The sequence below is a fragment of the Alteromonas sp. H02 genome (genome assembly GCF_059682525.1).
Genome location: NZ_CM185021.1, coordinates 529,155 through 544,010 on the forward strand (window position 1 = coordinate 529,155; position 14,856 = coordinate 544,010).

13 protein-coding genes are annotated in these 14,856 nt (G+C 48.1%); 6 read left to right on the top strand and 7 right to left on the bottom strand.

Annotated features, from left to right (window positions below; genetic code table 11):
- Positions 1-106: 106 nt before the first annotated feature.
- Positions 107-1,267, top strand: a complete 1,161-nt coding sequence (locus AC566Q_RS02410) for a tetratricopeptide repeat protein (RefSeq protein WP_499613242.1) — start codon at positions 107-109, stop codon at positions 1,265-1,267.
- On the top strand, positions 1,267-2,187 hold the full coding sequence (locus AC566Q_RS02415; protein WP_499613244.1) for a M28 family peptidase: 921 nt from the start codon (positions 1,267-1,269) through the stop codon (positions 2,185-2,187). The genes AC566Q_RS02410 and AC566Q_RS02415 overlap by 1 nt, the downstream gene beginning before the upstream one ends.
- Before the next feature lie 42 nt (positions 2,188-2,229).
- On the opposite strand, the gene AC566Q_RS02420 is transcribed toward AC566Q_RS02415, so the two are convergent.
- The 5 genes from AC566Q_RS02420 to AC566Q_RS02440 form a co-directional block, all read right to left on the bottom strand.
- Positions 2,230-3,069, bottom strand: coding sequence for an isopenicillin N synthase family dioxygenase (locus AC566Q_RS02420; protein WP_499613247.1), 840 nt, complete (start codon positions 3,067-3,069; stop codon positions 2,230-2,232).
- 104 nt (positions 3,070-3,173) lie between these two features.
- Entirely contained in the window at positions 3,174-4,385 is a 1,212-nt protein-coding gene (locus AC566Q_RS02425; protein WP_499613248.1) for a NupC/NupG family nucleoside CNT transporter, read from the bottom strand.
- An 11-nt stretch (positions 4,386-4,396) separates the two neighbouring features.
- Positions 4,397-5,020, bottom strand: a complete 624-nt coding sequence (gene udk / locus AC566Q_RS02430; protein WP_499613251.1) for a uridine kinase — start codon at positions 5,018-5,020, stop codon at positions 4,397-4,399.
- A gap of 243 nt (positions 5,021-5,263) precedes the next feature.
- Positions 5,264-6,235, bottom strand: coding sequence for a hypothetical protein (locus AC566Q_RS02435; RefSeq protein ID WP_499613254.1), 972 nt, complete (start codon positions 6,233-6,235; stop codon positions 5,264-5,266).
- The gene (locus tag AC566Q_RS02440) at positions 6,222-7,007 is read right to left on the bottom strand and encodes a PhnD/SsuA/transferrin family substrate-binding protein (protein WP_240621862.1); all 786 of its coding nucleotides are present in this window, start codon (positions 7,005-7,007) and stop codon (positions 6,222-6,224) included. Before AC566Q_RS02440 ends, AC566Q_RS02435 begins: the two co-directional genes overlap by 14 nt.
- Before the next feature lie 572 nt (positions 7,008-7,579).
- Between AC566Q_RS02440 and AC566Q_RS02445 the strand changes: the two genes are divergently transcribed.
- A complete protein-coding gene (locus AC566Q_RS02445; protein ID WP_499613256.1) occupies positions 7,580-8,500 on the top strand; it encodes a carboxypeptidase-like regulatory domain-containing protein in 921 nt (306 codons plus the stop codon).
- On the opposite strand, the gene AC566Q_RS02450 is transcribed toward AC566Q_RS02445, so the two are convergent.
- Positions 8,476-9,432 carry an IS1595-like element ISAma5 family transposase gene (locus AC566Q_RS02450; RefSeq protein ID WP_499607667.1) on the bottom strand — a complete coding sequence of 319 codons (957 nt, stop codon included), beginning with the start codon at positions 9,430-9,432 and terminating at the stop codon, positions 8,476-8,478. The two genes, AC566Q_RS02445 and AC566Q_RS02450, sit on opposite strands and share 25 nt — an antisense overlap.
- A 68-nt stretch (positions 9,433-9,500) precedes the next feature.
- Here AC566Q_RS02450 and AC566Q_RS02455 point away from each other — a divergent pair, with 68 nt between their 5' ends.
- Positions 9,501-11,816, top strand: coding sequence for an outer membrane beta-barrel protein (locus tag AC566Q_RS02455; protein ID WP_499613259.1), 2,316 nt, complete (start codon positions 9,501-9,503; stop codon positions 11,814-11,816).
- A 108-nt stretch (positions 11,817-11,924) separates the two neighbouring features.
- Here AC566Q_RS02455 and argR read toward each other — a convergent pair whose 3' ends face one another.
- Positions 11,925-12,389 carry a transcriptional regulator ArgR gene (gene argR, locus AC566Q_RS02460; RefSeq protein ID WP_105933809.1) on the bottom strand — a complete coding sequence of 155 codons (465 nt, stop codon included), beginning with the start codon at positions 12,387-12,389 and terminating at the stop codon, positions 11,925-11,927.
- Positions 12,390-12,727: 338 nt separating this feature from the next.
- Here argR and mdh point away from each other — a divergent pair, with 338 nt between their 5' ends.
- Both mdh and AC566Q_RS02470 read left to right on the top strand, forming a co-directional pair.
- Positions 12,728-13,666 (top strand): malate dehydrogenase, encoded by a 939-nt coding sequence (gene mdh, locus AC566Q_RS02465; RefSeq protein ID WP_105933810.1) that lies wholly within the window; start codon positions 12,728-12,730, stop codon positions 13,664-13,666.
- 222 nt (positions 13,667-13,888) lie between these two features.
- Entirely contained in the window at positions 13,889-14,785 is an 897-nt protein-coding gene (locus tag AC566Q_RS02470) for a hypothetical protein (RefSeq protein ID WP_146129511.1), read from the top strand.
- The last annotated feature ends 71 nt before the right edge of the window (positions 14,786-14,856 follow it).

The following is a 14,856-nucleotide window of genomic DNA, read 5'->3' on the forward strand; positions in this document are numbered from 1 at the left end:
TAAGTTATCCCTGCCGAAAAGTAACGGATTAAAATGTTTAAAAAATGTTAATTGTATGTGAATTGAGCTAAACTTATACAAGCTATTTTAATGGAGTGGCCTGCCTATGAAAGTTTATGCATTGGTTGTGGTACTCAGCAGCTTCATCTTGCTTGGCGGATGCGCCAGTACCGAACGCGATACCGGTAACTATTTGTACCCGGTTTATAACGACGCTTTTCCGGCTGCCAGCTCAGTAAACATTGAGTCGCCAGCCCAAATCCTCACGCTGCCTGAAGAGGCCAAACGGTTTTTAACCAAAATTAGGGTGACGGCGAATCTAAAGCAATCCACCCCGCTAGAAGAGCTGGTCAATAGCCTGTTTGCCGAGCAAGCGCTTGGCTTAAGTTACTATGGCGATGCAAATTCCACGGTTGCAGAAACTTTTACAAACCGCCAGGCAAACTGTCTCTCGCTCACCCTGATGACCTACGCGCTGGCGAAGGGCCTGGGGCTTGATGCCAGCTTACAGGACGTGTTTATTCCTGAATACTGGTCGCGCAAGCAGGGCTTTAGCCTGCTCAACGGCCACGTTAATGTACTCCTCACCGACACGCGGGATCCGTTCGCTACGCCAAGACTTGTTGACTTTGATGCCCGCATGCAGGGCCAGCAATTTAAATCTGAAACCATGTCTGTAAACCGTGCGCTGTCGATGTTTTACAACAACAAGGGTGCCAATGCATTGGTATATGGCAATTATCCGGTGGCATTCCGATACCTCAGGGCGGCTCTGAAGCAGGACGATCAGTTTACCGCGGCGTGGATCAATCTTGGGGTACTGTATCGGTTTGCTGAGCATTATCGTTACGCCGAAGAGGCCTATCAGAAAGTACTTCAGCTCGACGTACAGAACCTGACAGCCAGAGAAAACCTGGCAATTTTGTTTCGTCTAACCGGCCGGGATTCCAAGGCCGATGAGCTGGTCAAAGAAGTACATCAGCTGAGGGTAGCTAACCCTTATTACCATCTGATCCGCGGCGATGAGGCCTTTGAAGAGGGCGACTTTAACCTTGCTCACAATTACTACCGGCGGGCCTACCGTTTAGACAGAACCAATCACTTGATCCTGTTTGCCCTGGGCAAAACGGCGCTGGCAACGGGTGAAACTCACGATGCACAAACTTTTTTGGAACGCGCCATCAAGCGCGCCGAGTTACCGGCCGACAGGCAGCGCTATGCAGCCAAGCTGGCCGTACTGAGTCATTTTTATGAGGAACAGCTGTAATGAAGTTATCCCTGTTAATCGCAGTCTGGGGGATTGGGTGGTGTGCATTGGCGAGTGCCAGTGAGCCGGTATGGGTGCAGGATCTTAATGTGCTGGCCGATGATATGATGGAAGGCCGTGAAGTGGGTAGTAAAGGCTCAAAGCGTAGCCGCGAATACCTGATACAGCGCTATGCCGAAATTGGCATTGAGCCACTGCCGGCACTTAACAACTATGGTCAGCCTTTTTCAGCCATCCGCAAGAATAAGCCACTGGCCGGCACCAATGTGGTTGGTCAGCTCAAAGGCGCTCTGGACCGGTATATTGTGGTAAGTGCTCACTACGACCATATAGGACGTAAGGGGAGGCGTATATTTAACGGAGCAGATGATAATGCCAGTGGTGTGGCGGCTATGTTGTATCTTGCCGCGCAAAGTCAGCAAAGTGGGCGGCAGTGTCACCAGGTGTTTTTAGCTTCAGACGCCGAAGAGCATGGACTGCTTGGCGCCAGGGCCTTTGTGGCGTCCGACGTAGTGGCGGCTAAGTCGATATTTGTAAATCTCAATCTCGATATGCTCTCGCAACCGGGCGGCCGCAAGGAAGTCCTGGTGAGTGGCAATCTCAGCCATCCGGCGTTTAACGGCCTAATCAAGGATATCGAACTGGCCAGCAACATGCCCATGATTGCTACCGATGAAAAACGTCGCGTCGGCCGCTACCCGAGTCTGACCGATCGCCGCAAGGTAAGCGACCATGCCGCTTTTGCCGAACAGGGGATCCCGTTTCTTTTTTTGGGTGTGGGCCGGCATAACTACTATCACACGCCAAGAGATACCGCTTCCCGGGTAAATCAATCGTTCTATGGTGAAACGGTTGCTATTGCCTGGCAATACCTGCAAAAGCTGGATGCTTTGTGCGCCCAAGCTGCCGAACAGCCATAAAAAAGCGGAGCCATTGCTCCGCTGCTAATTCTTACCGACGCCTTAGATTACGCCCAGTTCACGCAGGCGTTCCTGTAAATACGCCTCGGCAGTATAGCGGTCAGACAGTTTAACGTCGGGACGTGGGTGCAGGAACAACGGCAGAGAAATACGTGATTTAGTCATATCCGCACCGTCGGGATTAATTACCCGGTGGATGGTAGAGGGGTAATATCCGCCACTGGCTTCCTGCAGCATGTCGCCAATATTCACAATCAGCGTACCGAAATCACAGGGAACATCCATCCATGAACCGTCTTTTCGCTGAACCTGTAGGCCCGGCTCGTTAGCTGCCGGTAATACGGTTAGCAGGTTAATATCGCCGTGAGCCGCTGCCCGGATAGCATCCGGCTCTTCATTGCCGTCCAGTGGCGGGTAGTGCAGTACCCGCAGCAGGGTTTGCTCACTGCCATCGATCATTTGCGGCAATGGCTCGTTAAAACTGGCCTTAACGTCATCAGGTGCATTGTCTTCTACCCAGCTGAGTAATTCAGCGGCGAGGTTGGTGGTTTTGGCGTAATAGTCTGCCAACTGCTGCTTCAACTCCGGCGGGCACATGCCCCACGGGTAGTAGTGAAAATATTCCTTAATGTCTTTTTTCTTAAAGCCTTTGGCAACTTCGGATACCGACTTGGAAAAATAACCGTCCTGAGTGCCTTTATTGTAGGTGTAATCGAACTTTTCTTCGCTGTCGAAAAACGCCTGCCAGGCTGTGTAGATATCTTCTACCAGCTGTTTCTGAATAGGGTGATTTTTTAATACGCCAAAACCGGTTTCATGCAGCGATTTTGCGAATAACTCGGCAGCGTTGTCTGCCTGATAATCTACGGCAACTAAGTTCATTAGGGTTTCCTGTCGTTCTGATTTTACAAATTATAATGTGGCTTTGAGGTACTGCAAATGCCGCCGGCTTGATACATATCAAGCCGGATTGATTACGGCCGAATTTAGCCCAGTGTCAGATAAAAACCGGCCAGGGCAGCGCTCATCAGGTTTGATAAGGTGGCGGCAAAAACCGCTTTTAGACCCAACTGAGCGATCTCCTTACGCCGGGTCGGGGCCATGGCGCCAATACCACCCATCAGAATGGCAATGGATGAAAGGTTGGCAAAACCACATAAGGCAAACGTGATAATCGCCTGACTGATAGGAGACAGCTCAGGCTGCGCCGCAATAAAGTCCAGGTAGGCTATGAATTCGTTAACCACTATCTTCTGACCAATAAAGCTGCCCGCTATCTGCGCTTCAGACCAGGGTACGCCCAGTGTCCAGGCCAGAGGTTGCAACAAGAAGCCGAGAATTTCCTGAATAGTGAGGTTTTCAAAGCCGACCAGACCGCCAGCCCAGCCAATAATACCGTTAAGCATTGCTATCAAAGCGACAAAAGCCAGCAACATTGCGCCTACATTCAGCGCCAGCTGTAAACCGGAAGCAGCGCCACTGGCGGCGGCGTCGAACACGTTGGCATAGTGGGTTTTTTCTTCTTCGGTTTTTTCCAGCTCGTTGTGCGGCTCTGAGGTTTCCGGCTGCATAATTTTAGCCATTAGCAGGCCACCCGGTGCGGCCATAAAGCTGGCAGCCAGCAGATACTTAAGCTCAACGCCCATGCCGGCATAGCCAGCCATTACCGAACCGGCAATAGAAGCGAGCCCGCCCACCATAATTGCAAACAACTCAGAACGGGTCATGTTGGGGATAAATGGCCGAACTACCAGCGGTGCTTCGGTCTGACCGACGAAAATGTTGGCGGCTGCCGACATCGACTCCGGGCGACTGGTTTTCAGGGCTTTTTCCAGCAAACCCCCGATCAAACGAATGATAATGTTCATCACTTTGAGGTGATACAGCACGGCAATCAGGGAAGAGAAAAAGATAATAACGGGCAATACATTAAAGGCAAAAATAAAGCCCAGGGATTTGTTACCAATCGGGCCAAACACAAAATCGATACCGGCCTGGCTGTAGTCGATAATGTTCTGCACAAACTCGGTGGTTTTAAGTAACAGCTGAATACCGGGTTCAAAATACAGGATAAACGCGCCCACGGCCGCCTGAATGGCGAAAGCGCCACCCACGGTGCGCCAGTTTATGGAACGTCGATTACTTGATAAAGCGAATGCAATACATAACAGCAGGGCGACGCCCAGTAAACTTATCATGGGGTAATCCTTTACTTAATAGCTTGTTGTATGTGTGATTTTATTACGTCCAGCGCAATTTGGTTTTTGCCACCCTGAGTGACCACTACGTCGGCGGTAAAGCGACTGGGTTCAATAAACTGGTGGTACATGGGTTTTACGGTTTTTTCGTACTGCTTGGCCACTGAATCCATGGTCCGCCCGCGCTCTTTAACATCCCGCATCATGCGGCGCATCAGACAGATATCCAGCGGTGTGTCGATGAAGATTTTTACATCGTATAAAGGCAGTAACTCTACTCTGGCAAGCAGCATAATGCCTTCGAGGATCACTACCGGGGCAGGCTGCAACCGCTCGGTTTTAGGTAACCGGGTATGGGTTTTAAAGCAGTAATGCGGGTAGTCAATGGGCTCACCATTACGCAAAGCTCCGAGGTGGGCTTTTAATAATTCATGCTCAAAGGCATTGGGATGGTCGTAGTTGTTTTTTTCCCTTGCTTCCATGGGCAAATGGTCCTGGGCCCGGTAATAATGGTCCTCGCGGAGGATTTGTACCGGCCGACCTTGCTCAGAAAAAGCATTAATTAGGTTCTGCGTAAACAACGACTTACCAGAGCCAGAAGCACCGGAAATAGCAATAATCAGGGGTGTTTGCATAGTGGGAATTACGTATTTTTAGTTATAGCAAAGATACGCAAATGCACCGCGCGAATCAATCCCGCAGTATAGGCTTTAAATCAGATAGCGCCGTTCGGGGGTGTTTTGACATCCCGGCAAATGGTGAGTCTTTGCATTATAATGCTGACCATCTGTTCAGGTTACCATTGTTTTCCCAGCTTGCAAACTGTCTGTCATCAGGGGGGGCATATCTGTGCTGTACAAGCGTGATTACAAATCCTGTTATTCACCAATAATGTCGATGTCACTGGCATGCAGTAGCGGCAGAGCATAGGAGTGTTGCTTGGAACGTGAGCCTTCACCCTGTGCACGCGGCGGATAGTAACGTGTTTTCTCTTCACTGAAGCCGGCAAATACCTCATCGAGGGCGGCCCGGATCTCACTCAACGTTTTATCCAGGTTAGCGTTAAAGTCTGGTCGTTTGCGTTTGGTATGACCTAATTCCATCAGGCGCGTAAACACCTTACTGGCCAGGTGGGTCAGTTCAGGCGGGATGTCTTTGTGGTGAAGTAGTATCGCGTTTGGATTTTCAATGCAATAGTGCAACAAAGCCGTATAAAAGCATAACGGTTTATTTTGTAGCTGCACAGTGACATCGTTAACACCATTGCCCAGGGTTTTCTCGTTGAGGTTAACAGTTAACTTAGGCGTAATCTTAACAATTGGCACCGCTTGCGCTAACGTGGCTGCTTTTATTGCGCGGCGTTGGCTGGTTCGCACCTTCACAAATGCCGGTGAGACCAACAGGGCTGCTAACAGTGCTAACGGGCTGAATGACAGATAACGATAAAGCGGTTTGGTAGCCAGCTGTAGGTTGACGGTTTGTTCGGAATTTTCCAGTACCAGTTGGGTTAAACGTGCATTTTCAGGCTGCCCCGCGGCATTGGCAGTAACCGACTGCAGAGACAGCAACCATACGCCGGTTTGCTGCTCGCTGAGAATGGTATTAATCCGGTTAAGATAAGCTTTAAGCGTATCCTGATTAGGCGGCGTTCTTAATGTTTGGTTTCCCACGTCCAGAAATTGCAGATCCAGGCTTATGCGTGCCTTTATCTTATCCACTGCCTCATGCTCGGCATATAACCGGGCACCGGTCTGGCCCAGCAGAGCACCAAGCTGAAAGATAACAAACAGTAAAAGGGTGACAAGAGCGCCCTTCAGCCAGTCGTTGGGTGTAATATCATAGGTTTTCATTTGAATTACACTCGTTAATTAGCACCACATCGCGGTAGTACTTACGTGGGTGGTTATTGGATATCTCGGTGATAACCTGCTGAATAGCACAGCGTAAATCCGTGTTGTTATCCTGCATCTTTAAATACCAGCGCATACCGGGCACGCTGTTTTCCAGTGATGTAATGTAATTACGTGACAACGTTTGCTCATCCGCTTTACCCCAGTAGCTGGAGATAATATCCACCTCTCCGGCCATCAGTGCGCGGCGGAGTTCCTGATGCGAATTGTAGTAATAAAGCTTGATGTTAGAATCGTTCAGGCCTAAACGCTGCAATACCGTTTTGGGTACAATATGCCCTGAACGACTGCTTGGGTAATCGAGTATACCGATGCGTTTGCCCAGCAGATACTCCTTAGTGAGCACCGGTTTTTCACGCAGGGCAATAAAATATGCGCTGTAATCGGGGTGAGCTGCTATGCTGTCGTAGTGATAGATGCGGTCGGCGCCGAAGGCGTCTACCACGTTACTTTTAACCAGGGTGAGTTCCGGCACGCCGTGATTAACAAACCGGAAGGTATCAAAGTCGTTACGACCGATAATCACTTTTACATCGCCAAACTGACGTTGCACTACATTATTAGCACATAGTAATGGCAGGGCTTTTTCAGCTATAGATTGCTCAGTAAGGTACACGTTAAAGACTTTGCTGTTTTGCGACAACGGCGTATCGCACTGCAACTTGCTGGTAGTTTGCGGTGAAATATCATTTATTTTTTGTGAATTTTGCACAAAGCCAACCACGCCACTACAAATAAAAATAGCAGCAACAATCAGCCATCGTGTTGTTGAATTCAGTCGTAAACGGTGCAAAGTGTTTTAGAGTTAGTTTTACTTGTTTGACCAATTTGAACAGTTAAACTTATTTAATGCAATAAGTAAGTTTATTTTGAGAGTGTAAGTGACTGAAAAAATGAATTATTCATTAAGTAACTTTGAATTTGCTTAAACGCTGTTTATTCATTGTGGTTATGCGAAGAATATAGCTGGGCTTGTGAGCAGGGCCGGGAGTTCTAATAATTACGGTAATTAACTGACCGTTCGTTCAGGAAAATATAAAAATAATAAGCGTTGTCAACTTTTTAAGTAGTTCAACCAGAGCGAATTTGTCATATTGCTGAAACAATAATAATGAACAATCTCGGCCCGATTTACGCTGTTTCAGAAAAATGGAATGTCACCGATAAAACGGCAAGGTGGCCGAACCAAATTGATTTTACTGCCGGAAGCAAACGGTTGCTGTATTAACTCTTGTTTACGGGGGTGAGACAAACGCCTAATGAATATAAATGGGAAACACACTAATGATGACAAAATCTAAGTTTAATCGCATTGCCCTCGCGGTAGCGATGTCTGTAGGCTTATCTACAGCAGCTATAGCACAGGAAACGACATCGTCGATCCGTGGTAGTGTTGTTAGCGAAGCCGGTGCCAACTTCTCTGGCGCTACTGTTACCATCAAGCACGAACCATCAGGTACTGTGTCAACAGCAACAACTACCTCTAACGGTTCGTTCTCAGCGCGTGGTTTACGTGTTGGTGGTCCATACACGATTACCATTAAAGGCGATGGCTTTGTTACTACTCAGGTAGATAACGTTTATCTGTCTCTTGACCAAACCTTCTCTCTTCCTGTGACTGTAGAAACTTCAGAAAGTTCAGAAGTTATTGTGGTAACGGGTACTCGCGCTGCGGCGGGTTACTCAAACGAAGGTCTGAGCACTAGTCTTGGCCTGGAAGCGTTAAGCGAAGTTACGTCAATCGACCGTGACATTACTGATGCAGCTCAGCTTGACCCGTTTGCATCGGTTAACGTGCAAAGCGGTGGCGCGAAAGAGCTGTCAATCGCTGGTGCGAACAGCCGTTTTAACTCACTGACTGTTGATGGTGTTGCGTTAAACGACCGTTTTGGTCTGAACGCTAACGGTTACCCTACTCAACGTTCACCTATTTCTTACGATGCGATTGAATCACTGTCTATTCAGACTGCACCGTTTGACGTTGAATACAACGGTTTCACCGGTGGTACTATCAACGCGGTAACCAAGTCTGGTACTAACGAATTTCACGGCTCTGTAGGTTATTACTACACTGACGACTCAATGATCGGCGACCAGAATGGCGACGACGAATTCGACTTCATCTTTGAAGAAGAAACTTTCGTAGCCACATTAGGCGGTCCAATCATCAAAGACAAAGGCTATGTTCGGATTAACTGTTGTTGAATCGAAAAGAGCCTGTTTCCGTTAAGGTTTTCTGGGTTATCCATAAACCTGAACCAACCAAGGTAATGTTCTAGGTATTTTGTGGCTACTCCGTGAAACCGTTTTATCCACGCTTTCAGACGACTGTGATAGGCGTTAACATTCTGAATATGAAAGACTTTATCTATCACCTTAACACCTCCCGCCACGTCTAAGCGCTTGTGTATTAAATCATTTTTCTCAGAAAGAGCTATGTAGGGCTTATATCCATCACTACATAACACACTGTCTTTCTCTAATTTTCCTGCTAGCTCCTGATGCAGAGTTGCCGATGTAACACTTGGCACAACGGCCTCATACGTATTCTTGGCTCTGTCTCTGACCGTTAAAACGGGCACCCAGTCATCTTTTGAACGCCCTCGTTTTTTCGCTTTCATCCCTCTTTTGCGGGGCTGACGAGTCATCCGTTTTGAGCCTTTCTCTGAGTAGGGAAAAAGTGTTTCGTCAGCCTCGATAATACCTTCTAGTTTGCTCGCCTTCAGTGCTGATGGTAGCGCTAGGAATCGATGCCGCCACCTGAACGATGTTTCAAGGTGGAGACCACATTCTTCGGCACATTTACGCAATGGCTTACTGTCCAGCATACAGCGAATATATTCTAACCAAAGCTCTTTGTACCTCAGTCGAGCTAGCGGTGTCGCCGTTGTCGCTACAAAGGTTTTGCCGCAGTTCTTGCAGCGATAACGCTGCATCTTGTTTACCTTGCCGTGCCGATTGATCAGTGAGCTATGACAGTGCGGACATTCAGGGTTTTCAACCATCCGCTCCTCAAGCTCTGTTATCAACTGTGAGACGCTATCAGTGCCTTTCAGCAGCTTCTCAACATAACGGGTTTGACTATCTGTTAAGTGTTCTAACTCGGCTATAAGCTTTGTAAATTGTGCTGGGATCATGATTAACCCTCAATAACTGTATCTATATACAGTGTAGCAACAATTTAGCAGAACATAGCCAAGACAAATTGTTCTTCTTTGTTGCTTACGACAAGTTTGAAGCAGTTGCTCCTCTGCGTAACGGACCTACTGGTTCTGGCGCGCTGAACGAAGAGCCAGACATCTCTATGGATGACGTAGCAGCGGTTGGCGAAATCGTTTCTAACGTTTGGGGCTTCGATATCGGTGACTTTAACAAAGGTCCTGAAGAAGACGAGAAAGTTCTGGCGAACATCGACTGGAACATCAACAACGATCACCGTGCAAAGTTCACTTATATGAGAACCGAAGGTAACTCAATTAATGAACAGAACGGTAATAACTTCCTGGCTTCTGACAACATCCTGGGCGCTTCTTCTGCGTGGTATGACCGTTCAGAAAAAATCGAAAGCTTCATCGGTCACCTGTTCTCAGACTGGACAGCGAATTTCTCGACTCAGTTGAAAATTGCCAGCACTACTCAGGCGACTGGTCAGGATCCGTTAAATGGCGGTGAGTTCCCTAACTTTGCAGTATTCCTGCGCGAAGTAGACGGTGAAGAGAACTACCTGACAATCGGTCCGGACCGTTATCGTCACGGCAACTCGCTTGACCAGGACTTCCTGCAAATTAAAGCCGTTGCTATTTACTCGATGGATGATCACATCATCAAAGCGGGTTTTGAGCGCGAAGACGTAGACGTGAACAACCAGTTCTCGCAAAACTCTGAAGGTTCATACCTGTTCGACAGCCTGGAAGACCTGCAAAACGCTCAGGCCTCTGCATTGCTGTACAACAACGCTGTGACTAACAACGAAGATGATCTGCGTGCAATCTGGGGTTATGCATCTAACTCTGTTTACATTCAGGATTCATGGGCAGCTTCTGCTGACCTGACCGTTGATTTTGGTCTGCGTTATGACTGGTATGAGTCAAGCGGCGAAATCCGTGAAAACCAAAACTTCATCGACCGTTACGGTTTCACCAACAGTACCGACATCGACGGCCTGGACGTGATTTTGCCACGTATCTCATTCGAATGGTTTGCGGGTGATTACACTACTGTACGTGGTGGTATTGGTCGCTTCTCTGGTGGTGCACCAAGCGTTTGGATTTCAAACAGCTACTCTAATGACGGTGTTATCTCTGATGACTACGAAGATTTTGGTTCTGGTATGACTTACCAGGTTCCAACCACGCCAGATGCAGCGACTGGTCAGTACATCCCACAAGACGTGCTGGATGCCCTGGCGAATACCGCTCCGGATGGTTCAGTTAACGCACTGCGTCCTGACTTCGAAATCCCGGTAACCACTAAAGTAAGCTTAGGTGTTGCACACGAGCCGCAGATTGATGCGCTTGAAGGCTGGGTATTCTCTGCTGACGTATTGTACAACAAGCTTGAAAATGCCACGTATTGGTACGATCAACGCTGTGAAGACCCAGTGGGTACAGCGCCAGACGGCCGCGGTGTTTACGACTGTAGCAATGGTCCGGAAGCACTGGTTGTAGGTTCAGTTGATGATGGCGACTCAATGCTTTACGCAGTGTCTGCGACCAACGAGTGGGATACAGCATACGGTACGTTTGATTTCTTCACCAGCTACACTTACGCAGATGTTGAAGATGTTGGTTACGGTACGTCTTCTACTGCAACCTCTAACTACTCTGACTTCGCGGCCTATGACCGTCAGAAGCCTCGCGCTGGTACGTCAAACTTCCAGACCGAGCATCTGTGGAAAATGCGCTTTAACTGGAGCAAAGAGCTGATCGACGGTTATCAAACCAAAGTATCGGTATTTGCGACTCGTCGTTCTGGTCAGCCTTACAGCTATACCTTTAACGAAAACAACGCGTGTGTGCTAGATGCCGATGGTGGTCGTTGTGCTCGTGAGAGCCGTAACGATGATGCCGGTCACCTGTTGTATGTACCATCTGGTCTGGACGATCCATTGTTCGCAGCCAGCTCATTTGGTGGTGACCTTGCCGCGCAACAAGAGTTTATGGATTACATCGCTAACTCTGAGTTAGCTGGCTACGCTGGCGGCATTGCCCCACGTAACGGTGACAACTCTCGTTGGTCAACAATTATCGACGTCCGTATCCAACAAGAACTGCCAGCATTTATGCCAGAGCATAAGCTGACCGTGTTCTTCGATATCGAGAACTTCGGTAACCTGTTAAATGACGACTGGGGTCGTATTGAGCGTACCCGTTACGAGTATGAGCGTGCAGTAGTATCTGCTCAAATCGTTGACGGCCAGTACGAATACTTCGACCTGAGAAGCCCAAGCCGTATCGAGAACTTAGAAGTACTGTCTCAATCAGTATGGCAAGTTCAGTTCGGTGTTAAGTACGACTTCTAATAGTTAAGTCTTTATACCTAAACGAAAAAACCACCCGCGAGGGTGGTTTTTTTATGTCTGGAAATGCGCGTGAAGGCAAAAGATTGCAACGCTATGCGCGTGCTGACGCTACACGTTGTCGAATAAGTCCTCTACACGCTGGCGCAGGTTTTCGATTTTAGTAACATCGGCCGGCGCAATAAAAATGGTGTCATCACCGGCAATGGTACCCAGCACACCGTCTTTTTTACTTAGTGAATCCAGCAAACGCGCGATGAGCTGAGCAGCCCCCGGACTGGTGCGGATAATTACCATCACATTATTATGGACAATATCCAGTACCAACTGCTTGAGTGGGCTTTTAGCCGTTGGCATGCCCAGTTCCGGCGGCAGGCAGTACACCATGTCGCCACGGGCATTGCGGGTGCGCACCGCGCCAAATTTACTTAGCATGCGGGATATTTTACTTTGGCTGATATTGTTGAAGCCCTGATGTTTGAGTCCTTCAACAATTTCGCCCTGAGAACCGTAACTTTCTGCCTTGAGGATGTCTTTGAATGCTCTGACGAGCTCTTCCTGCTTATGATTTGCCATTAAAATCCTGACGTTTATTAGTATCGTGATGGTAGCCTTGGTGGCTATGCAATAATGGTTAATCGATTCGGCTTACCCGTCGGCTTGGTGTATACTATGACTCGCGAAGGGTTCAGGCCGGTATGATTATTCTTACCCTAACTGTATAAAACCAGTTATTTTGCCTTGTTTTGCATGAAAAAACAACATATTTGCATAACTATGCAGTTATGTTGAATATAACCCGATTATTCGCTCGTTCATCCCTCATAAGACTAATAGGTGATTGAGTTTTAGGCTGACATCCTTTAGTGTGTTCGGCCGTTATTAAACGTGATTCTTTCCATAGGAGAAATGGTATGAAAGTAGCCGTGTTAGGTGCTGCCGGTGGTATTGGTCAGGCGCTGTCACTGTTGTTAAAAACACAACTGCCAGCGGGTTCTGAGTTAGCTTTGTACGACGTTGCGCCGGTTGTTCCTGGTGTTGCTGTAGATTTAAGCCACATCCCTACTGCAGTTAAGGTTACCGGTCACGGTAAAGACGATCTGGCTGAAGCATTAACCGGTTGTGATGTAGTATTAATTCCAGCAGGTGTTCCTCGTAAGCCTGGTATGGACCGTTCAGACCTGTTCAACATCAACGCTGGTATCGTGAAGGCGCTGGTTGAAGGTATTGCAGATAACTGTCCTTCTGCATGTACCTGTATCATTACTAACCCGGTTAACACCACCGTAGCAATCGCTGCCGAAACGCTGAAAGCAAAAGGCGTTTACGACAAGAACAAACTGTTTGGTGTAACCACTCTCGATGTTATCCGTGCCGAGACGTTTGTTGCTGAACTGAAAGATCTGGACCCTGCAAATACGCATGTACCGGTAATCGGCGGCCACTCTGGTACTACTATTCTGCCACTGCTGTCTCAGGTTGAAGGCGTAGAGTTCTCTGACGATGAGATTTCTTCACTGACTACCCGCATTCAAAATGCCGGTACTGAAGTCGTTGAAGCTAAAGCGGGCGGCGGTTCTGCTACCTTGTCTATGGGTCAGGCGGCAGCGCGCTTCTGTCTGTCTCTGGTTGCTGCTATGCAAGGCGACAACGTGGTTGAGTACACTTACGTACAAACCGACGACAGCGACGACGCAGCGTTCTTCTCTCACCCTGTACGTTTAGGTCCAAACGGTGTAGAAGAAATCCTGTCTTACGGCGAACTGAGCGCTTTTGAACAAAAAGCCAAAGAAGATATGCTGGAAGGCCTGCGCGGCGACATCAAACTGGGTGTTGACTTCGTAAACGGCTAAGCGTCCTCTTACGTTATTTAAGAAACCGGCTCTCGTAGCCGGTTTTTTTATGTCCTAAAGTAGTGTTCACAAAATCATCATTTATGTGGCGAACTATCGGCGTTGATTTATACTAGGCGAGAGGCGGATTGGTATCCGCCGCTTGCTAATGAGTCGGGCAGACAGTGATTCTCTTACCCGGCTAAGCACTATCGGTATTTTGCAGTATAAAAGGGTGGTGGGGTGAAGTTCGTTACAAGAATGGCGTTGAGCCTTGCTGTGTTTCTGAGCTGTAACGGTATAGCCTGTGCTAATGCTGGTGCACAGCAGGCGCCGTCGCAACCCTGGCACAACATTGACTTCGTAACCCATAGCTCAACGTTTTACGATGCTTTCAGAGACCAGGCGAATACCGAGCCCGGTTTAGCTGCCGACGTTTACAGGGCATTGTTTAGCCAAATGGGCTTTGTGCCCACAATCCGGCTGGATGTGATCAGCCGAATCAATTCACTGGACTTTGACTCCGAGTCGGCCTGCAGCGTGTTAATGCTAAAAAGTCCTGCACGGGAAGCGGCATTTACCTTTAGCCTGCCAGTCGATTTTTTACTCTCACACCGCCTTTATCAAACAAATGAGACGCCAGCGGTTCCGGCTGAGGTACTCAATGATAAAGGTGAACTACTTAGTCTTTCGGCGCTATTTTCGCAGCGGGAAAACCACCAATTGATTGTGCTGAAAGGGCGTTCTTACGGGTCTGTTCTGGATGCGCAGATAAGGCAGTTACCCGATGCTGCAAAATATACGCGCTGGGGCAGCAATCAGTATGATGCTGACATCAGAATGCTTGCCAGAGGCCACGGAAATTACATTCTCGCTTATCCCTATGATATTCATCGTGAAGCGGCAAACTTTGCAGGAGTATCATTTAAAAGTACGCCGATTGCCAACAATACAGCGATCCGCACCGGGCATATTATGTGTACAAAGACACCCCTAACTTTGGCGTTTTTGGAAGAGGTAAATACTCACTTACGTAAGCTATATCATCAACAGGTTTATATTGATGCGCATTTAAAGCATACCCCGCCGGACTCGCATCAGGCCCTGCATGAAGGTGTTGCTTACCTGAGATCGTTGTAATAAAAAAACCACGCCGAAGCGTGGTTTTTTGTTACAAACTACTGCGCAAAACAGCTTTCAAAATCCTCATT